Annotated in this window: 11 protein-coding genes; 2 read left to right on the top strand and 9 right to left on the bottom strand. The window is 73.5% G+C overall.

What is annotated here, in order from left to right:
• Positions 1 to 16: 16 nt before the first annotated feature.
• Positions 17 to 1597, bottom strand: coding sequence for a glutamine-hydrolyzing GMP synthase (guaA, locus tag ACGF3J_RS05140; RefSeq protein ID WP_161329275.1), 1581 nt, complete (start codon positions 1595 to 1597; stop codon positions 17 to 19).
• Between the two features lie 335 nt (positions 1598 to 1932).
• Between guaA and ACGF3J_RS05135 the strand changes: the two genes are divergently transcribed.
• Positions 1933 to 2241 carry a chorismate mutase gene (locus tag ACGF3J_RS05135; RefSeq protein ID WP_202558241.1) on the top strand — a complete coding sequence of 103 codons (309 nt, stop codon included), beginning with the start codon at positions 1933 to 1935 and terminating at the stop codon, positions 2239 to 2241.
• 598 nt (positions 2242 to 2839) lie between these two features.
• Here ACGF3J_RS05135 and ACGF3J_RS05130 read toward each other — a convergent pair.
• The 8 genes from ACGF3J_RS05130 to ACGF3J_RS05095 form a co-directional block, all read right to left on the bottom strand.
• The gene (locus ACGF3J_RS05130; protein ID WP_393853496.1) at positions 2840 to 4630 is read right to left on the bottom strand and encodes a GMC oxidoreductase; all 1791 of its coding nucleotides are present in this window, start codon (positions 4628 to 4630) and stop codon (positions 2840 to 2842) included.
• A 99-nt stretch (positions 4631 to 4729) separates the two neighbouring features.
• Positions 4730 to 6343, bottom strand: coding sequence for a succinic semialdehyde dehydrogenase (locus tag ACGF3J_RS05125; RefSeq protein ID WP_161329273.1), 1614 nt, complete (start codon positions 6341 to 6343; stop codon positions 4730 to 4732).
• Positions 6344 to 6446: 103 nt separating this feature from the next.
• A complete protein-coding gene (locus tag ACGF3J_RS05120; RefSeq protein WP_393853495.1) occupies positions 6447 to 8159 on the bottom strand; it encodes a protein kinase in 1713 nt (570 codons plus the stop codon).
• Between the two features lie 81 nt (positions 8160 to 8240).
• A complete protein-coding gene (locus ACGF3J_RS05115) occupies positions 8241 to 9338 on the bottom strand; it encodes a serine/threonine-protein kinase (protein ID WP_393853494.1) in 1098 nt (365 codons plus the stop codon).
• Between the two features lie 120 nt (positions 9339 to 9458).
• The gene (locus ACGF3J_RS05110; protein ID WP_393853493.1) at positions 9459 to 11174 is read right to left on the bottom strand and encodes a protein kinase; all 1716 of its coding nucleotides are present in this window, start codon (positions 11172 to 11174) and stop codon (positions 9459 to 9461) included.
• Between the two features lie 145 nt (positions 11175 to 11319).
• Positions 11320 to 14214 (bottom strand): protein kinase, encoded by a 2895-nt coding sequence (locus ACGF3J_RS05105; protein WP_393853492.1) that lies wholly within the window; start codon positions 14212 to 14214, stop codon positions 11320 to 11322.
• A 152-nt stretch (positions 14215 to 14366) separates the two neighbouring features.
• Positions 14367 to 16415, bottom strand: a complete 2049-nt coding sequence (locus tag ACGF3J_RS05100) for a protein kinase (RefSeq protein WP_393853491.1) — start codon at positions 16413 to 16415, stop codon at positions 14367 to 14369.
• A 147-nt stretch (positions 16416 to 16562) separates the two neighbouring features.
• Complete coding sequence (locus ACGF3J_RS05095; protein WP_393853490.1) at positions 16563 to 18269, bottom strand: glycerol-3-phosphate dehydrogenase/oxidase; 1707 nt, start codon at positions 18267 to 18269, stop codon at positions 16563 to 16565.
• 285 nt (positions 18270 to 18554) lie between these two features.
• Between ACGF3J_RS05095 and ACGF3J_RS05090 the strand changes: the two genes are divergently transcribed.
• Positions 18555 to 19763, top strand: a complete 1209-nt coding sequence (locus ACGF3J_RS05090) for a nucleotide sugar dehydrogenase (protein ID WP_393853489.1) — start codon at positions 18555 to 18557, stop codon at positions 19761 to 19763.
• Positions 19764 to 19777: the final 14 nt, after the last annotated feature.

Genomic DNA, 19777 nt, shown 5'->3' with positions numbered 1-19777 from the left:
GCTCGTGCCGCGGCGCTCACTCCCACTCGATGGTGCCCGGCGGCTTCGACGTCACGTCGAGGACGACGCGGTTGACGTCCTTGACCTCGTTGGTGATCCGGGTCGAGATCTTGGAGAGCACGTCGTACGGCAGCCGGGACCAGTCGGCGGTCATGGCGTCCTCGGACGAGACGGGCCGCAGCACGATCGGGTGGCCGTAGGTGCGGCCGTCGCCCTGGACGCCGACGGAGCGGACGTCGGCGAGCAGGACCACGGGGCACTGCCAGATCTCGCGGTCGAGGCCGGCCGCCGTCAGCTCCTCGCGGGCGATGGCGTCGGCCTCGCGGAGCAGGTCGAGCCGCTCCTCGGTGACCTCGCCGACGATGCGGATGCCGAGGCCGGGGCCGGGGAAGGGCTGGCGCTGGACGATCTCCTCCGGCAGGCCCAGCTCCTGGCCGACCATCCGGACCTCGTCCTTGAACAGCTTGCGCAGGGGCTCGACCAGCTGGAACTCGATGTCGTCCGGGAGCCCGCCCACGTTGTGGTGGGACTTGATGTTGGCGGTACCGGTGCCGCCGCCGGACTCGACCACGTCCGGGTAGAGCGTGCCCTGCACGAGGTAGGCGACCTCGGGGCCGTCCTCCTGCATGATCTCCAGCTGCGCCTGCTCGAAGACGCGGATGAACTCGCGGCCGATGATCTTCCGCTTCTCCTCGGGGTCGGAGACCCCGGCGAGCGCCTTGAGGAACCGCTCCTGCGCGTCCACGACCTTGAGCTGCACGCCGGTCGCGGCGACGAAGTCCTTCTCGACCTGCTCGGTCTCGCCCTTGCGCATCAGGCCGTGGTCGACATAGACGCAGGTCAGCTGGGAGCCGATGGCCTTCTGGACGAGGGCGGCGGCGACGGCGGAGTCCACACCGCCGGAGAGGCCGCAGATGGCGCGCCGGTCGCCGACCTGCTCGCGGATGACCGCGACCTGCTCCTCGATCACGTTGCCCATGGTCCAGTCGGGGGTGAGGCCCGCGCCGCGGTACAGGAAGTGCTCGAGCACCTGCTGCCCGTGCGTGGAGTGCATGACCTCGGGGTGGTACTGGACGCCGTAGAGCTGCTTCTCGTCGTTCTCGAAGGCGGCGACCGGGACGACGTCCGTGGAGCCGGTGACGGTGAAGCCCTCGGGGGCGGCGGAGCAGGCGTCGCCGTGCGACATCCACACGGCCTGCTCGGCCGGAGTGCCCTCGAAGAGGGTGGAGGAGGGCCGGGAGACGGTCAGCTCGGTGCGGCCGTACTCGCGGGCGCCGGAGTTGTCGACGGTGCCGCCGAGGGCCTGCGCCATCAGCTGGAAGCCGTAGCACATGCCGAAGACGGGGACGCCGGCCTCGAACAGGGAGCGGTCGACGGTCGGGGCGCCCGGCTCGTACACGGACGAGGGGCCTCCGGAGAGGATGATGGCCGCCGGGTTCTTGGCGAGCATCTCCGCGACCGGCATGGAGCTGGGCACGATCTCGCTGTAGACCCGCGCCTCGCGGACACGACGGGCGATGAGCTGGGCGTACTGCGCACCGAAGTCGACGACCAGGACGGTGTCGGGGGCGGCGGCAGCGGGAGTCGCTGATGACACGGGGTGCCTTCCGGCGGTCGGGCGGGGGTCTTGTGCTGCCGATTCTACCGAGGCGGGCGGGTGGCCCGTCCCGACCCGGTGCGCGGCCGGTGCGCGGCCGGTGCGTGACCCGGCTTGGACACCGTCGGCCCTCGCGGGCATACTGGCGCCATGCTCACGCACCAGGTCTTCCTGTTTACCTATGGCAACCGGCCCACCGGCTGCCATGGTCGTGCTGCTTGAGCAACTGACAAGCGACTTCCCAGGCGCCCCGGGCCGACAAGGTCCGGGGCGCCTGGCGTTTGCGGACCCTGCCGGTCCGGGGCACCGCCACCCATCGGCGAGGAGCCACCGACATGACCGTCACCACAGCAGCCGAGTCCGTCACCGCCGCGGAGAAGACCGGCGCGCGCACCACCGAGGCGGCCGAGGTGATCACCGGCGCCCGGGACCGCATCGACGCCCTGGACGACCGGATCATCGGCCTCATCCAGGAACGGATGGCGGTCTCCGCCGTCATCCAGGAGGCGCGGATCACCTCCGGCGGCCGGCGGGTGAACCTCTCCCGCGAGATGGAGGTCCTCGACCACTACCGCTCGGCGCTGGGCAGGCCGGGTACGGCGCTGGCGATGACGATGCTGGAGCTGTGCCGCGGGCGGGTCTGAGCCTCGCATCTGAGTTCGGGCACCGTCTCACCCGTACGGCGCGTGACCGCGGCGCGAGCGGCTTCGTTGTCCCGGTGTCCGTGTCAGCCAGGGGCGGGCCCGAGAGAACCACGCGTGGCTCGCTGGAGCGATGAGACGTGCGGATCGTGCCGTACGTCGTGGGACCTCGCTCCAGACAAGTGACCGGACGGCAGGGGACAGCAGCCCGGTCACCCAAGAGAACGGCCGGCTCCGGGGACGCCCGGGGCCGGCCGACGGAACAGCCTTCAAGAACAGCGGCGCTACCCCCCGGCGCCGCTCCGAGGCACCGGCGCTGCCCTGACGCCGGTGCTGGCTGAGGAAGGGCCCCGCGGCCGTAGTCCGCGGGGCCCTTCGCCGTGTCCCGGCGTTCCCGATCGCGGCACTCGCCACTCGGCACTCGACACTCGGCGCGTACGTGACGTAAGCCACATAAGGGTTCTGTGAAGTCGGGGCAACCATTCACAGGGTTCACCGATCCAACAGGCCGAGGCATCCCACGGACGGCGGCTGTGCCGCGCCCGTGTGGAGAGGGACCCGCGCTCGGAGGGGGGTGCGGGTCCCTCTCACCTCCTTCGCGCTACTCCTTCGGCGGCACCGCCGGTATGCCCAGGAAGGGCAGACGCAGCGCGCCGAAGGCCTCCGCCGGGACCGCCGGCGACTTGGGCTCGACCGCCGCCAGCCGCTCGTACGCGGCCCCCTGGGCGGGGCGCGGGTCGCTCTCGCCCTTGTTCGGCCAGTACGACATCGCCCGCTCGGCCTGCGCCGTGATGGTCAGGGACGGATTGACGCCCAGGTTGGCGGAGACCGCGGCGCCGTCGACGACCGAGATGCCGGGGTGGCCGTAGAGCCGGTGGTAGGGGTCGATGACACCGGTCTCGCGGGAGGCGCCGATCGGGCAGCCGCCGAGGAAGTGGGCGGTGAGCGGGGTGCCCATCAGCTCCCCGACGTTGGAGCCGGCGAAGCCGTTGATCTCGGCGGCGAGCGCGGAGGCGCCCTCGGTGGCGGCCTTGATCTGCTTCGGGTTGGGCGAGCCGTGGCCCTGGCGCGCGGTGAGCAGGCCCTTGCCGACGCCCGTCGGTTTCAGATGCGTGGTCAGGGAGTTGTCCAGCGACTGCATGACCAGGCCGATGATGGTCCGCTCCGACCACTTGCGGTTGGACAGGGAGCGCAGGACCAGCAGCGGGTGTTTGGCCGCGTGGCCCAGGAAGCCCAGGACGCGGGAGGCGCCCGAGGCGGTGTGCCCGGCGTAGGGGACCTGGAGGATCGACAGGCCGCCCATCGAGTTGGAGCCCTTGCCGTAGCGGACCGGCTCGATGTGGGTGTTCGCGTCCGGGTGGATCGAGGACGTGATGGCGACGCCGCGCGTGAAGTCGGCGCGGGACTCGCCGGTGGCCTTGCGGTAGCGGCGGTCGTCGGTCTGGGCGCCGACCAGCGCCTCGGAGTTGGTGCGGGTCAGCTCGCCGAGCCTGCCGGATATGTGGGAGAGCTGGCCGCCCGCCTTCATGCGGTGCAGGAGGGTCTGGGTGCCGTAGGTGCCGGCGGCGATGACGACCCGGCGGGCCGTGAAGGTGCGGCCCGCGTCCTTCTTCTGCCGGTCGGTGGGAAGGGTGGCGACCGCGAAGCCGCCGCGCGAGTCCTCGGTGACCGAGACGACCGTCGTCATCGGGTGCACGACCGCGCCCGCCTTCTCGGCGAGGTACAGGTAGTTCTCGTTGAGGGTGTTCTTCGCGCCGTGCCGGCAGCCCGTCATGCACTCGCCGCACTCGTTGCAGGCCTTGCGGTCGGGGCCCGCGCCGCCGAAGTAGGGGTCGGGCACCGTCCCGCCCGGCTTCGCCCTCGCCTTGCCGTCAGCGTCCTCGCCGTCGCCGAAGAACACGCCGACCGGCGCCATGTGGAAGCTGTCTCCGACGCCCATCCGCTCGGCGGCGGCCTTCAGGTGCACGTCGGACGGGGTCATCGTCGGGTTCAGCCGGACCCCGAGCATGCGGCGGGCCTGGTCGTAGTACGGCGACAGCTCCGCGTGCCAGTCGGTGATGTCACGCCACTGGGGGTCCTCGAAGAACGGCTTCGGCGGCACGTAGAGCGTGTTGGCGTAGTTGAGGGAACCGCCGCCGACGCCCGCGCCTGCCAGGACCATGACATTGCCGAGCAGATGGATGCGCTGGATGCCGAACATGCCGAGCTTCGGCGCCCAGAGGTAGCTCTTGAGGTCCCAGGAGTTCCGGGGAAGCGACTCCCGGGTGAAGCGGCGGCCGGCTTCCAGGACGCCGACGTCGTAGCCCTTCTCCGTGAGGCGGAGGGCGGAGACGGATCCGCCGAAGCCGGAGCCGACTATCAGGACGTCGTAGTCGTAGGCGTCTTGAGGCACGGGGGTCTCCTCGTCGAGTTTCACGTGCGGCTGTTTCGTGGCTGGTCGCGCCCGGGCGGCGGAGCCGCATGTCGATGCGGCCCCGCGCCCCCACGTGGGCTACCTGAACCGGAATGCCTTCATGAGCCGGAGACTGCGGCTCATGAACTGCGCGTACTTCTCGTCGTCCATGCCCAGCGAGGGGGCCATCGGCAGCAGGCGCTGGTGGGCGACCGTCTGGGCCTCGGTGTACTTGAGGATGCCCTCCGAACCGTGCCGGCGGCCGAGGCCCGAGTCCCCCATGCCGCCCATCGGGGACTGGACGCTGCCGTAGGCGGAGGCGTAGCCCTCGTTGATGTTGACGGTGCCGGTGCGCAGGCGGGCGGCGACGTCGCGGCCGCGCCGGGCGTCCTTCGTCCAGACCGAGGCGTTCAGGCCGTACGGCGTGGAGTTGGCGTGCTCGACCGCCTCGTCCTCGGTCTTGAAGCGGTAGACGGACACGACCGGGCCGAAGGTCTCCTCGGCGCACACCGTCATGGGGGCCGTGACGCCCTCCAGGATGGTCGGCTCGTAGAAGTACGGGCCGATGTCCGGGCGGGCGACGCCGCCGGCGACGAGCTTCGCGCCCCGCTCGACGGCGTCCGCGACGTGCCGCTCCACGGTCTCCAGCTGCCGCTCCCCCACCAGCGAGCCCATGTCGGCGCCGTAGGAGAGGGAGGTGCCGAGCCGCATGGCCTTGGTGCGGGCGGCGAAGCGCTCCAGGAAGGCGTCGGCGACGGACTCCTGGACGTACAGCCGCTCGATGGAGATGCACAGCTGGCCGGCGGAGGAGAAGCAGGCGCGGACCGCGCCCGCCGCGGCCTTCTCGACGTCGGCGTCCTCCAGGACCAGCATGGCGTTCTTGCCGCCGAGTTCGAGGGAGACGCCGACCAGGCGGGCGGCGGCACCCTGGGCGACCTCGCGGCCGGTGCGGGTGGAGCCGGTGAAGGAGACGTAGTCGGCGTGCCTGACGACCTCGGGGCCGACGACGGGGCCGTCGCCGAGGACGACCTGGAAGACCTCGGCTGGCAGGCCGGCCTCGATGAGCAGGTCACGGGCCCACAGTGCGGTCAGGCAGGTCTCGGTGTCGGGCTTCATGACGACCGCGTTGCCCGCGACGAACGCGGGGAGCGCGTCGCCGACGGACAGCTCCAGCGGGTAGTTCCACGGGGCGATCTGACCGACGACGCCGCGCGGGTGGCGCAGTTCGGTGACCTTCGTCAGGGTCGGCACGGCGCCGGTGTGCCGCTTGGGCCGCAGGTAGGCGGGCGCCTTGCGTCCGTAGTGCCGGGCGGCGACGGCGACGGCCTGGACCTCCTCGTGGGCGTGCAGCCGGGCCTTGCCGGTCTCCAGCTGGATGAGGTCGAGGACCTCGGCCTGGCGCTCCAGGACCAGGTCGTGGAAGCGCAGCAGGACCGCGGCGCGCTGCCGTACCGGCACGCGTGCCCACACGGCCTGGGCGGCGCGGGCCTGCTCGAAGGCCCCGGCCACGTCCTCGGGCGTGGACTCGGGCAGGTCGGCGAGCTTCTCGCCGGTGAACGGGGTGTGGTTGGCGGTGCGGCCGGAGCCGGCCACGCCCTTGGTGAGCTGGGCGACCAGCTCGGGCGTGACCACGTCGGCAGCGGTGCGGGCGCCCTCCGGGGAGGGGGCGGGGGGATTCGTGCCGGTGAGTTCCGGGGCCTGCGCGTCCGTCATGAGCCGCAGGGTATGACGCCGCGGGGCCTTTGTGTACCCGTCGGTAACGGGGATTCACCGAGTACTCACACGACGCCAGTGATCGCTGGCACAAACCCGCTGATCAGGGCTTTGCGACCGTCCAGTTGGCGACGACCGTGCGGGCGATCTCCTTTCCCTCATCGGCGAAGTAGCCCTCGCGCGGGTAGTCGATCGACACCTTGTACATGTCGCCGTTGCCCGCCCGGTAGTACAGAATGTGGAATTCGCGCGGCCGGGGGTTCTGCGAGTCCGTGGTCACGTACTCGATGGTGTTCTCGGCGGCCTTGCCGCCCTGGGACTCGGTCTCGCTCGGCTCGCCCTTGGGGGCGGGGTCGTCGGCGAAGCCGTAGGAGTACTCGCCGTCCTTGAAGGTGTCCCAGTCCGCCCAGGCGCCCGCCATCGCCGTCTCGGGGATCTCGCCCGTCTTGTCGTCGTCCTTGATGTCGCGGTCGACGAGGACGCTGACGGCTCCGCTCGGGTCGGTGAACGTCTCGTTGGTGCCGTCCCAGGCGTCGGGGTGCTTCTGCTTCACGAACTCGGTGGGCAGGCCGACGCTCATCCCGAGCCGGGCGTCGAGCTTCTGCTCCTTCCAGCCCTCGGGCAGCGGTCCCGCGAAGGGGTCCGCGACCACCAGGTACGACGCCACCGCCGCCGCGACGACCGCCGCGCCGAGGGTGATCCAGGCGTTGCGGCCCAGCCGGACGCTCCACCGCGACCCCGGCCCCGAGGGTCCGTACGGCGCGGCGACGCGGACGACCTGGGTGGGCGGTGGCGCGGGCGGGTTGGCGGCGGCGTCCAGCAGGCCGCGCACCCGGGCGGCGTCCGGGCGGCGCGCCGGGTCCTTGTCCAGCAGGGCCGTGATCACCTCGGCCAGCGGGCCCTGCGCGGCGGCGGGCGCCGCGGGGGTGGCGTTGAGCACCGACTGGAGCGTGGCGGGGGTGTTGCTGCGGCGGAACGGCGAGACACCCTCCGTGGCCGCGTACAGCACCACACCCAGCGACCACAGGTCGCTCGCGGGGCCGGGGCGCTGGCCCAGCACCCGCTCCGGGGCGATGTACTCGGGCGAGCCGACGAAGCCGCCGGTGTCGGTCAGGTTGGTCTCGCCCTCGATCTGGGCGATGCCGAAGTCGGTGAGGACGACCCGGTCGTGCCGGCCGAGCAGCACGTTGTCCGGCTTCACATCGCGGTGCAGGATGCCGGCCGCGTGCGCGGCCTCCAGCGCGCCGAGCACCTCCAGGCCGATCCGGGCGGCCTCTCGGGCGCCCAGCGTGCCCTCCTGCAACGCGTCGCCCAGCGAGCGGCCCCGCACCAGCTCCATCACGATCCACGGCTGACCGTCGACGACCGCCACGTCGTGCACGTTGACCACGCCGGGATGGTCGAGGCGGGCGGCGGCGCGGGCCTCGCGGCGCATCCGTTCGAAGGCGTTGTCCCGTTCGCGCTCGGGAAGGTGGTCGGGTACGCGGGGCTCCTTGACGGCCACCTCGCGGTCCACGGTCTCGTCCTTCGCCCGCCACACCGTGCCCATGCCGCCGTGCCCCAGCTTGGCGAGCAGCCGGTAACGGCCCGCGATCAGGCGCCCGGTACCCGGGTCCTGCGCGGACGGGGTCTGCTCGGGCGGGGTCCGGGCGGACGGGGTCTGGACGGCGGGTGACACCGGCTCGGACGGCACGACCTGGGTGGGTGCCGCGTACGGGTTGCCGGGATGCGGCACGGCGACGGGCTGGTTCGGTGGTTGCAGGCCATAACTCGTCGGCTCTTCCGACCCCCTGCGGGGTCCCCCGTTGCTGCTCATGGGTCCATCCATATCGCGCCGGACGCGCCCGTATCCACCGCGGGTGCACGGTGGTCACAGACCCGTGACGCGGGCTGTCGCTTATCTCCCCTTTAGGTGCGATGCGGGGGACTCGTGGGCGGACGGAGCGCCGGACGGGGACACCGAGGGGGACGCGGGATCCGTCGTCGGTGTCGCGGGCGCCGAGCTCGTCGGGGCGCCGCCCCCGCCGTCGTCGCCGTCCACGAGCAGCACCGCCGCCGAGATACCCGCGCCGGCCGCCGCGACGACCAGCAGCACCGCCATGAGCACGCTCCGCTTCATCCGCCGGGACTCGCGGGCCGCCGTAGTCGCGGGCGTACGGCCGGTACTCAGGTAGAGACGCAGCATCCGGTCCGCCTCGGCCGCGTCCAGCCGCCGTCGCGGATCGCGTTCGAGGAGGCCCCGGACGACGGGGAGGAGCGGTCCGGTCTGGGCGGGCGGGTGGATCTCCTCGGTCACCACGGCGTGCAGGACGCCGCCGAGCGAGTCGCGGTGGAAGGGGGAGGCGCCGCTGAGGATCGCGCACAGCAGGACGCCCAGGGACCACAGGTCGGACTCCGGTCCGGTCCCGGCGCCTGACATCCGCTCCGGCGCGGTGTACTCGGGCGAGCCGACGAAGGAGCCGCTCTCGGTGAGGGTGGTGGCGCCCGCGACCTGGGCGACGCCGAAGTCGGTGAGGACGACCCGGCCGTCCTCGGCGATCAGCACGTTGGACGGCTTCACGTCGCGGTGCAGGACGCCGGCCGCGTGCGCGGTGCGCAGGGCGTCGAGCAGGGCGATGCCGATCCGGGCGGCCTCGCGAGGCCCCACGGGACCGCGACTGATGACGCGGTCCGCGAGCGAGCCGCCGTCGACGAGTTCCATGACCATGTACGCGCGGGCGTCGTCCTCGACGACGTCGTGCACGACGATGACGTGCGGATGCCGCAGCTGCGCGACCGCCCGGGCCTCGCGCAGGGTGCGCTCGCGGCGCCCCCGGGCCTCGGCGGCGGACAGGGTCTCGTCGAGGGGCAGCACCTTCACGGCCACCTCGCGGGCGAGCAGTTGGTCGGTGGCCCGCCACACGATGCCCATGCCGCCGCTGCCGAGCCGCTCGTGGAGCCGGTAACGGCCCGCGATGACACGCCCGCCGGCCCCCTCGGTCACCATGCGTCCCATGATGCCCCACCGGACGCGGCGCCTCCGCGCCGTGGCCACCCGGGTGGCCGACAACCGACGGGTGCGCTGGCCCCGTTGGGGCGGCTCCCGGCGGGTGTCCTGCGTCGCGCGGTGCGGGTCTCAGCCCGTCCGCTCCTGCCAGCTCTGCAGCACCGACCTGAACTGCCGCTCGGTGGTCGGCCAGTCGTCCGCGGGCCCCGACATGTTGAGGGCGTACTCGACACCGTCCCGGGAGATGTACGTGTGCGCGACGGCGCGGCGCGGGCCGGGGAAAGGGGTGTCCTTGGCCAGCGCGGTCCAGGTGTACTCCCACCTGGCGCTGTCGCGGTCGCGGTAGGTACCGCGCTCCAGGGTGACGCGCCGGTAGTCGACCAGCCGCTGGAGCTGGACCTCCAGATCGAGCTGGTGCGCGTGCGGGTCGTTGTAGTCGGGGGCGGTGTCGACGGATACCCGCAGGAGGTGCTTGCCGCCGTCGGGGCTGTAGTCGGCCTGCTTGAGTTCGCCCTCGTCGTCGAAGGCCTCCCGCTGCCAGTTCCTTGGCAGGTAGAGGCTGAAACCCAACGGGTCGTCGCGGCGTTTCCAGTTGTCCGGGACGGATCCGCCGGGGCCCTTGCCGTCGGTGGGGGACGCCGGGGGCGAGGAGGATGTCGACGGGGTGGGCTCCGGGCCGGCCTCCGTGCCGCCGCCGTCGCGCTGTTGCAGCAGCACGGCGGTGCCCGCGCCGATGAGGGCGGCGACGGCGACGACCAGGGCGACCGTGCGCAGACGGCCCTGCCGACGGCGCCGGGAGCCGGGGCCTCCGGACGGCGCGGCGTGCGGGTGGCCCGGCGGCACGGTGCCCGTCCCGTACGCCTGTGCCGTGTGGCCCGTCGCGGGGTGGCCGACGGCCGCGGTGGGGCCGGTCACCGGCGGGTACGGCGTCGCGGTGGGCGTGCCCGGCGTCCCGTGGTGCAGGGTGTCGCCCTGCGGCACCGGACCCGTGTGCCGGGTGGTCGGCACGTACGCCTGGGCCGCGTCCGGCCGCCGTCCCTCGGCCGCCTGGGCCAGCAGGTGCTCGGCCTCGGTCGCGTCGGGCCGCGTCTCCGGGTCCTTGCGGAGCAGGGCGCTGATGACCGGCGCGAGCGGACCGGCGTACCGGGGCTCGGTGGCCTCCTCCTCGACCACGGCCTGCATGGTGGTGAGCGGTGAGGTGCGGCGGAACGGCGACCTGCCCTCCACCGCCGTGTACAGCGTCGCGCCGAGCGCCCACAGGTCGGAGGCGGGCCCGGGGTCGTGGCCGCGCACCCGCTCGGGCGCGAGGTAGTCGACGGAGCCGACGACCTCGCCGGTCCGGGTGATGGTGGAGTCGCCCTCGATCTGCGCGATGCCGAAGTCGGTGAGCAGGACGCGGCCGTCGTCGGCGAGCAGGACGTTGCCCGGTTTGACGTCGCGGTGCAGGACGCCGGCGGTGTGCGCGGCGCGCAGGGCGCGCAGCACCCACAGGCCGACACGGGCCGCCTCGCGCGGCTCGACCCGCTCCCGCTCCTTGACCGCGTCGGCCAGCGAGCGGCCCTCGACCAGCTCCATCACGATCCAGGGGCGGCCGTCGTGTTCGAGTACGTCGTGCACGGTGACGACGGCCGAGTGGTTGATCCGCGCCGCCGCGCGCGCCTCGCCCCGGGTGCGTGCCAGGAGGATCGCCTGGTCGCTCTCGGAGACGTAGAGCGCGGCGGTCAACTCCTTGATGGCGACGGTCCGGTTCAGTACCTCGTCGTGTGCGCGCCACACCCGGCCCATGCCGCCGCTGCCGATGGCGTCCCCGAGCCGGTAACGGCCCGCGACGAGCCGGCCCTGCATCTGATTCACGTTGCCCCGCAATGGTCTTGTCAGGGCCAGACTAGGGACCGGTCCCCTCCCGGGGAACGGCTGGGGTCGCATGGAAACCGCTCTGTGACGGTTGTCGCTTTCCGTGACGGGAGGCAACCATCGGGGCGAACTGCGGTCAGCGCGTGTACTGGTAGGTCGCCGACGCCTGTTCGAACAGCCGGCTCACCTCGTCCCGTTCGGCCTCCGGGCCCCGCACCTGCACCACGTGGTAGCGGCCGTCGATCAGGATGGCGACGTTGCGCACGAACAGCTCGCCGCTCGCTCCGCTCCAGGTGAACTGGCCCTCCGCCATGGTCCGTCCGCCGACCTCGATGGTCTTCAGCCCGCTGGAGGTGGCCCAGCTGGAGGCGCGGTAGGGGGCCAACTCGGGCTCGCTGTCGCGCTGGTAGACCATCGGGTCGTCGCCGAACTCGGAGGTGCGGTCGCGGCCCGGTACGACGAGGAGCTCGAAGTCGCCCTTGGCGTAGACGATCTGCCCGCTGCCGTTGCGAGGGGTGCGTTCCCAGTCCTCGGCGACGGCGACGCGGAAGCCCTCCGGGTCCTTGCGCAGGGTGAACCCGTCGGCGACGTTCGACTGCGTCTCGGTGGAGCCGCCCTCGGTCTCCGAGCCGCCGGGCGTGGACTCCGGGGACGTCTGCTCGGGCCGGGGCTCGCTGCTGACGTCCGGTGACCCGGCGGGCGGCGCCTGGCTCGCGTCACCGGCGGTGCCGGTGCGGTCGGCGGCGCCGGAGTCGCGCGTGTCGCTCTTCGGCAGGAAGAACATGGCGTACGCGATGGCTCCGGCCAGGGCGAGCAGTATCAGCACGAGCAGGGTCCGGCCGAGGCTGCGCGGCGAGCGGGCGGGTTCCGCGCGGCCCCGCTTGTGGCGGCCGTGGTGCGCGGGCAGTCCGGCCCGGCGCCGGCGCACCAGCTCGCCGCGGCGGCGCACGATGGGCAGCCGGCTGCGGCCGGTCTCGACGGGCGGGGCCGAGATGACGTGCAGTCCGGCCTCGGGCTCGGGCGCGGAGCGCACGAGGGAGCGCAGCCAGCCGCTCAGCTCCTCGAAGTCGATGCGCTCGGTGGGGTCCTGACGCAGCAGCGACTCCACGACCGGCCGCAGCGGACCGCACTCCTCGGCGAACGCGGGGGGTTCCGCGCACACGATCTGCACCAGCTCGGCGGTGGACTCCTCCGGGTAGGGCGCGTGCCCCTGTACGGCGCGGTAGAGCAGCGCGCCCAGTGCCCACAGGTCGGTGGCGGGGCCGATGGGCGCGGCCAGTTGCCAGTTCTCGTGCACCGGCCCGGCCTGCTCGGGCGCCCACCGCTCGGTCACCGGCCCGACCACGGCCATCCGCGTCTGCCGGGCCCGCTCGGCGTCGAGCGCGGTGGCGGGCCCGCGCGGCACGGCGGTACGGGCGACGAGGTCGTCCCAGCGCCCGGAGGTCACCGGCCCACCCTCCTGCGGCGGGACGGCGTACCCGGCGGTGTCCCCCTGCCGGGGGGCGGGGGGCAGGGCACGACCGGAGGCGGCCGGATCGCCGGGGAGGCGCGGGGCGTGGGGTGCCGGGTCACCGTGGAGCGGGGACGCGGGGGTCGCCGGGTCGCCTCCGGTTCGGGGCGGGGCGGATGCCGGGTCGCCTCCGGTGCGGGGCGTGGCACCGTGCCAGGCGGTCGTGCGTACGCCGTAGGGGTCGGCGATCTGCCCGGGAGGGGTGTCCTCGGCGGCCCGATCCGCGGGGTCGGTTCCGTAGCGGGACCCGGGTGCGGTGGCTCGGGAGGACCAGCCCGGATCCGCCTCGCGCCGGGGCTCGTGGCCCTCGGCACCCTGGCCCGAGGAGTCCGCGCCGTACCCGGACCCCTCGAAGCGCGGGGAGTGCTCATCGCCCGCAGCGGGGGCGGGCGTGTGCGGCGGGCGGTCGATTCCGAGGGAGTACGCGGCGCCGGGCCCCGGGTCTCCCGGTCCCTGGCCGGGTCGCCCCGTCGTGTCGTCGGGCGCCGGGCGGGCTCCCGGGAGGGCGGCGCGGCCGTTCTGGGCCTCCTGGACGCGGGCGGCGGCACGGGCGCCGGCGCGGTACGCGGCGATCGCTCCGGCGCGCGCGGCGCGGATGTCGCCGCTGGTGTCGAGCTGCGCGGGCGCGAGCCCGGCGGGTGCACCCGGGCCCGCGGCCCCGGGCACCGGCAGCCCGCCGACGCCCCGGGCCTCGATGGCGGCCCGCCGGGCGGCCTCCGGATCGGCGCCACCGGGGCCGAGGATTCCGGAGTCACCGGAACCCAGGATTCCGGCGCGCGCTCCGACCGGCCCCAGCGCCCCGGCCCCGGCGCCCCCCGGGCCGGGCACACCGCCGCCGGGGCCGAAGGTCCCGCCTGGGTCGAGCGGGCCGGGAGCGGGGTCCTCGTCGGGCGGCGGGACCGGGTCGTACCCGCACAGCGCCTCCTCCGCCGCCCCGACCGCCAGGCCGGTCAGCATCACCCGCCCGTCGTCGCAGACCAGCACGGTGCGCGCGGTGATGTTGCGGTGCACCCAGCCGTAGGTGTGCAGCACCCGCAGCGCGAGCAGGATGTCGGAGGCCACCTCCGCCGCGCGGTAGGGCGTCAGCGTCTGCTCGGCGAGGAGCGCGGCCAGCGGCCTCGCGGCCACCAGCTCGCTGACGATCCACAGCGAACCGCCCTCGGCGAACACGTCGAAGACCTGGTCGAGGCGCGGGTGGTCGGGAACGGCGGCGGCGGCCTGCGCGGCCTCGACGGCCCGCCGCACCACCGGGTCGGCCGGTCGCCGGATGCCGGTGCTCCCGCCGGAGGTCCGCCTGCCGGGGTGCCGGACGCCGCCGTCACGGGCCGTGAAGCCGTCGGGCAGACCGTCCGCGTCGAGCACCTCGGCCTCGACGACCTCAGGCAACGGGACCTGTCGGACCAGGACTTCCTGGCCGCTGTACGTGTCGAAGGCCCGGGTCTCGGTGAGTTCGTACTCGTCGGACGGCGGCAGGGGCAGGCGGTAGCGGTCGGCGAGCACCCGTCCCGCATAGTCGTCCACGTCGCCACCCCCGGCAGCCCGTCGGTCAATTCCGTTCGCCCGGCGGGCCGTTCCGGCTGCGTACGGTCCGCAAGCACTCACGATACGTGCCGGAGGCAACCCGCAAAGAGCTGATGCCAGATATCGCGCCGCTCAAACCCGAAGCCGTCCGCTCAGGACTTGGGTTCGAAGGACTTCGTCAGGGTCTGCCAGGTGTTCCGGCGCAGGTCGCCGTCCCAGTCGTCGGCCTTCGCGGTGTACATGAGCGCGTAGCCCTGGTGGTCGTTGACGACGAAACCCCGGTCCACGGTGCGGTACTTGGTGCCGCCGTCGGCGTAGGTGAACTCCCAGTCGGCCGTGTTCCAGCCCCGGTAGTCCACCTTCTCTATGCGGATCTTCTGGTACTGCGAGCGGACCATGTACCGCTCCTGGTTCTCCCAGTCGGCGACCGGGTCGCCCTTGGGCGTGGAGGTCCAGGCCACCAGCAGCTTCTGCCCGCCGGGGCCGGTGAACCGGTCGCCCGAGGCGCCCGTGGAGGTGAACTTCCAGCCCTCGGGCAGCCCGAGGCGGTAGCCCTGGCCGCCCTTGTGGGTGGCGGCCACGTCCTCCTGGCCCTCGGACTCCCGGCCCTCGGACTTCCCGGCGTCCGGGGACCCGCCGTCCGCGTCGCCGGACGCGCTCGCGCCGCCTTCCGGCGCGCCGCTCGCGTCACCGTCCGCCGCCGGGTCGGAGGCGGCGCCGTCGGTGCCGGTGCCGCCCTCGTCGTCCTGCTTGGTCTCGCCGCTCGGTCCCGCGGAGGCGGCGGGCTTGCCGCCGTTGCCGCCCTCGGCGCCCTTCTCGTCGTCGCCGCCGAGGGTGAGCGCCAGCACGGTGCCGAGCACGGCGAGCGCCACGATCACCGCGATGACGATCAGCGTCCGGCGCGGCACCACGTCGGTGAGCGGTGCCCGGGGCACGGGCCTGGCCGGCAGGTCCGGCGGCGGCACGACGGGCCAGCCGGAACTGCGCTTGCCGCCGGGAGGGTTCCCGCCCTGCGCGCCCGAGCCCTGCGCCGATCCCGTGGCGGCCGCCGCTCCGGCGGTACCGGACGCCGCTGTTCCGGAAGTACCGGACGCGCCCGCCCCCGTGGAGCCGGAGTCCGCGCCGGTCCCGGAGCCCGTACCGCCCTGCCTGCTCCGCGAGGCGGCGGCGGCACCGGCCGCACCCGCCCCGACCGCGGCCTTGCGCACCGAGCGCAGCGCCCCGCGCAGCCGCTCCCCGGCCTCCTCGGCCCGCTTGCCGGCGGCGCCGCCCCGGCCCGTCCGCTCGTCCGGCTGGGGCGGGATCGGTACGACCTTGGTGGCCTCGGCCGGGTCGATCTCGTCGGGGGCGGGAGCGTGGATGACCTTGGTCAGCATCGCGCGGGCGCCGGCGTCGTCGAGCCGGTGGGCGGGCTCCTTGTTGAGCAGCCCGTAGATGACGTCCCGCAGCGGGCCGGCGTTCTTCGGCTCCTCCAGGTTCTCCGTCATCACCGCGGTGAGGGTCGCGATCGCGGATCCCTTGTCGTAGGGCGGGGTGCCCTCCACGGCGGCGTACAGCAGCCCGCCGAGCGACCAGAGGTCGGCGGCCGGTCCGGGCTTGTGGCCGCGGGCGCGCTCCGGGGAGATGTAGGAGGGGGCGCCGACGAGCATGCCGGTGGAGGTGATGGACGGGTCGCCCTCGACCTGGGCGATGCCGAAGTCCGTGAGCACGACCCGGCCGTCCTCGGCGATCAGCACGTTGGACGGCTTCACGTCCCGGTGCAGGATGCCCTCGCGGTGCGCCGAGCGCAGCACGTCGAGGACGGCGAGGCCGACCTCGGCGGCGCGCTTCGGCTCCAGCAGACCGTCCTCACGGATGGCCTCGGCGAGCGACTTGCCCTCGACGAGTTCCATCACGATCCAGGGCCGGTCGTCCTCCTCGACCACGTCGTAGACGGTGACGGCGCCGTTGTTGCGGATCCGCGCGATCGCCTTCGCCTCGCGCAGCGTGCGCGTGATCAGACGCCGCTTCTCCTCCTCGTCGATGTTGCCCGGGAACCGCAGCTCCTTGACGGCGACCGTGCGTCCCAGGGTCTCGTCCTGGGCCCGCCACACCGTCCCCATGCCGCCGCGGCCGAGCACGTCTCCCAGCCGGTATCGCCCGGCGAGGAGACGTGCGCTCTTGTCCGTACGGGGTGTCCCCGCCCGCTCCGCGTCCGACATGCGTCCCCTCATGCAACCCGCCCTGACAGAGCCTTCATTGTCCCTCACGCGACAAGTGCTCGACGCCCAGGGTGCCACGGGGGCGCGGGTGACGCGGGGGACGGGCCGTGCGGCGGGCTCGAGGCGTCCGGCCCGCCGCTGCGGACGCTACTTGGGCACGATGTCCGGCGCCCCCAGCCGGGCCGCGTCGGCCGTCAGGTCGTCCGGCTGGCGCTGCGACTCCCGCTCGGCCTCGACCCGCTTCTCGTAGTGCTGGACCTCGCGTTCGACCTGGTCCTTGTCCCAGCCCAGCACCGGTGCCATCAGCTCGGCGGCCTCACGGGCGCTGCGCGTCCCGCGGTCGAAGGTCTCTATGGAGATGCGGGTGCGCCGGGTGAGGACGTCGTCCAGGTGCCGCGCGCCCTCGTGCGAGGCGGCGTAGACGATCTCGGCGCGCAGGTAGTCGTCGGCGGCGTGCAGCGGTTCGCCCAGCGAGGGGTCGGCGGTGACGAGTTCCAGCACCTCCTCGGCCAGCGACCCGTACCGGTTCAGCAGGTGCTCCACGCGCACCACGTGCAGGCCGGTGCGCGCGGCGATCCGCGCCCGCGCGTTCCACAGCGCGTGGTAGCCCTCGGCGCCGAGCAGCGGGGTCTCCTCGGTGACGCTGTCGGCGACCCGGAGGTCGAGCCCGTGCACCGCCTCGTCCACGGCGTCCTTGGCCATCACCCGGTACGTCGTGTACTTGCCGCCCGCCACGACGACCAGGCCGGGCACCGGGTGCGCGACGGTGTGCTCGCGCGAGAGCTTGCTGGTGGCGTCGGACTCGCCGGCCAGCAGCGGGCGCAGCCCGGCGAAGACCCCCTCGACGTCGTCGCGGGTGAGGGGCACCGACAGCACCGAGTTGACGTGCTCCAGGAGGTAGTCGATGTCCGCGCTGGAGGCGGCGGGGTGGGCCTTGTCGAGATCCCAGTCGGTGTCCGTGGTGCCGATGATCCAGTGCCGCCCCCAGGGGATGACGAACAGCACGGACTTCTCGGTGCGCAGGATGAGCCCGGTGGTGGAGTGGATGCGGTCCTTGGGCACGACGAGGTGGATGCCCTTGGAGGCCCGGACGTGGAACTGGCCGCGCTCGCCCACCATCGACTGGGTGTCGTCGGTCCACACCCCGGTCGCGTTCACGATCTGCTTGGCGCGGATGTCGTACTCGCCGCCGGCCTCGACGTCCTGCACGCGCGCACCGACCACGCGTTCGCCCTCGCGAATGAACGAGGTGACCCGCGCGCGGTTGGCGACCTGGGCGCCGTACGCCGCGGCGGTGCGCACCAGGGTGGCGACGAAGCGGGCGTCGTCCATCTGCGCGTCGTAGTACTGGAGCGCGCCGACCAGCGCGTCCTTCTTCAACGCGGGGGCCACCCGCAGGGCGTGAGAGCGGCTCAGGTGACGGTGTATCGGCAGGCCCCGGCCGTGGCCGCGCGCCATGGACATGGCGTCGTAGAGCGCGACGCCGGAGCCCGCGTACAGCCGCTCCCAGCCCTTGTGCTGCAGCGGGTACAGGAAGGGCACCGGCTTCACCAGGTGCGGCGCCAGCCGTTCGAGCAGCAGGCCGCGCTCCTTCAGCGCCTCCCGGACGAGCGCGAAGTCGAGCATCTCCAGGTAGCGCAGGCCGCCGTGGATCAGCTTGCTGGACCGGCTCGAGGTGCCCGACGCCCAGTCCCGCGCCTCGACCAGACCGGTCGACAGGCCGCGCGTCACGGCGTCCAGCGCGGTGCCCGCGCCGACCACGCCGGCGCCCACCACCAGTACGTCCAGTTCGCGCTCGGCCATGGCCGCGAGCGACTCGGCGCGCTGCGCCGGCCCCAGTGTCGCTGTCCTCACTGCTGCCTCCCGCTGTGGTCGCGTCGGCCGCACCCGTCGGGCGAAGCCCGTCTCCTGGTACCCACCATGCCCAGATTCTGTCCGGCCTGCCCGACATCGGCCGCCGCACGTCCTCAGCCTGTGGACAACTTCCCGCAGGTCACCGTCGAGACTCACCCGAAACGAGGCGAATCAATCCCACAAATCGGTCATATTTACTCCTAGTCTGACGTTGTGCTCGCCCATCCTGTCCACCGGGCTTGCGCACCTGTCCCGCTTCGGCTACTGGGAAGGACGGCCCACGCCATGCCCGCAGATCTCGCCGTCATCGGACTCGGCCCGTACGGCCTGCCCCTGGCCCAGGCCGCTGTCGCCGCCGGCATCCCCACCCTCGGCTACAAGACCGGCCCCGAGGCCGGCCCCCTCTCCCCCGCCGAGCTGCGCCGGATGCTCTCGGCGGGCTTCCGCACCGCCGCGGGACCGGCCGAGGTGGGCCGGGTCCGCACCGCGGTGATCTGCGCGCCCACCCCGCCGGCGCCGGACGGCGGCCTGGACCTCACCCAGGTCGAGGCCGCGGCCCGCACCCTCGCCGCCCACATGCGCCCGCACACCACGGTGATCCTGGAGTCCCCGGTGCGGCCGGGGACCACGGAGGAGTTCCTGCGCCCGATCCTGGAGCAGGGCTCCGGGCTGCGCGCGGGCCGCGACTTCCACCTCGCCTACTCCCCCAGCCGCGTCGACCCCGGCAACCGCGACTTCACGCCCGCCAACACCCCGAAAGTCATCGGCGGCCTCACCCCGGCCTGCACCGAGTCGGCCGCCGCCTTCTACGGCCGCCTCACCGACAAGGTGGTCCGCGCGCGCGGCCCCCGCGAGGCGGAGACGGTCCAGCTCCTGGAGACCAACTTCCGCCACGTCAACATCGCCCTCGTCAACGAGATGGCCGTCCTCTGCGACGACCTGGGCGTCGACCTGTGGGACGTCCTGCGCTGCGCCGAGACCAAGCCCTTCGGCTTCCATGCCTTCCGCCCCGGCCCCGGCGTCGGCGGCCACTCCGTCCCCCAGGACCTGACCGGCCAGGCCCCCCACAGCCTGCGCATGGTGGAGGTCGCCCAGCGGGTCAACGCACAGATGCCGCGTTACGTCGTCCAGCGCGCCGCCGCCCTGCTCAACGAGCACGGCAAGTCCGCGCGCGGCGCCCGCGTTCTGCTCCTCGGCGTCACCTACAAGGCCGACCTCGCCGACCAGCAGGCCACCCCGGCCGAGGAGATCGCGACCCGCCTGATGGGGCTCGGCGCCGCCGTCAGCTACCACGACCCGCACATCCCGTCCTGGAACGTCGCCGAGCGCCCCGTCCCCCGCGCGGACTCCCTCTACGAGGCCGCCGCCGACGCCGACCTCACGATCCTCCTCCAGCAGCACCGCACGTACGACCTCCAGGGCCTGTCGGTGAAGGCCCAGCTCCTGCTGGACACGCGCGGGGCGACGCCCACGGGCGCGGCGCACCGGCTCTGAGCGGGGCCGGACAG

It is taken from the genome of Streptomyces sp. NPDC048171, assembly GCF_043202655.1.
Classification (GTDB): Bacteria; Actinomycetota; Actinomycetes; order Streptomycetales; family Streptomycetaceae; genus Streptomyces.
The sequence above is the reverse complement of the archived record's forward strand: the minus strand, read 5'-3'. Positions and strand labels throughout refer to the sequence as shown.

Coding starts and splice junctions, on each gene's coding strand:
- ACGF3J_RS05135 (WP_202558241.1), top strand. CDS start 1,933: ATGACCGTCACCACAGCAGCCGAGTCCGTCACCGCCGCGGAGAAGACC.
- ACGF3J_RS05125 (WP_161329273.1), bottom strand. CDS start 6,343: ATGACGGACGCGCAGGCCCCGGAACTCACCGGCACGAATCCCCCCGCC.
- ACGF3J_RS05120 (WP_393853495.1), bottom strand. CDS start 8,159: ATGAGCAGCAACGGGGGACCCCGCAGGGGGTCGGAAGAGCCGACGAGT.
- ACGF3J_RS05115 (WP_393853494.1), bottom strand. CDS start 9,338: ATGGGACGCATGGTGACCGAGGGGGCCGGCGGGCGTGTCATCGCGGGC.
- ACGF3J_RS05110 (WP_393853493.1), bottom strand. CDS start 11,174: ATGCAGGGCCGGCTCGTCGCGGGCCGTTACCGGCTCGGGGACGCCATC.
- ACGF3J_RS05100 (WP_393853491.1), bottom strand. CDS start 16,415: ATGTCGGACGCGGAGCGGGCGGGGACACCCCGTACGGACAAGAGCGCA.
- ACGF3J_RS05090 (WP_393853489.1), top strand. CDS start 18,555: ATGCCCGCAGATCTCGCCGTCATCGGACTCGGCCCGTACGGCCTGCCC.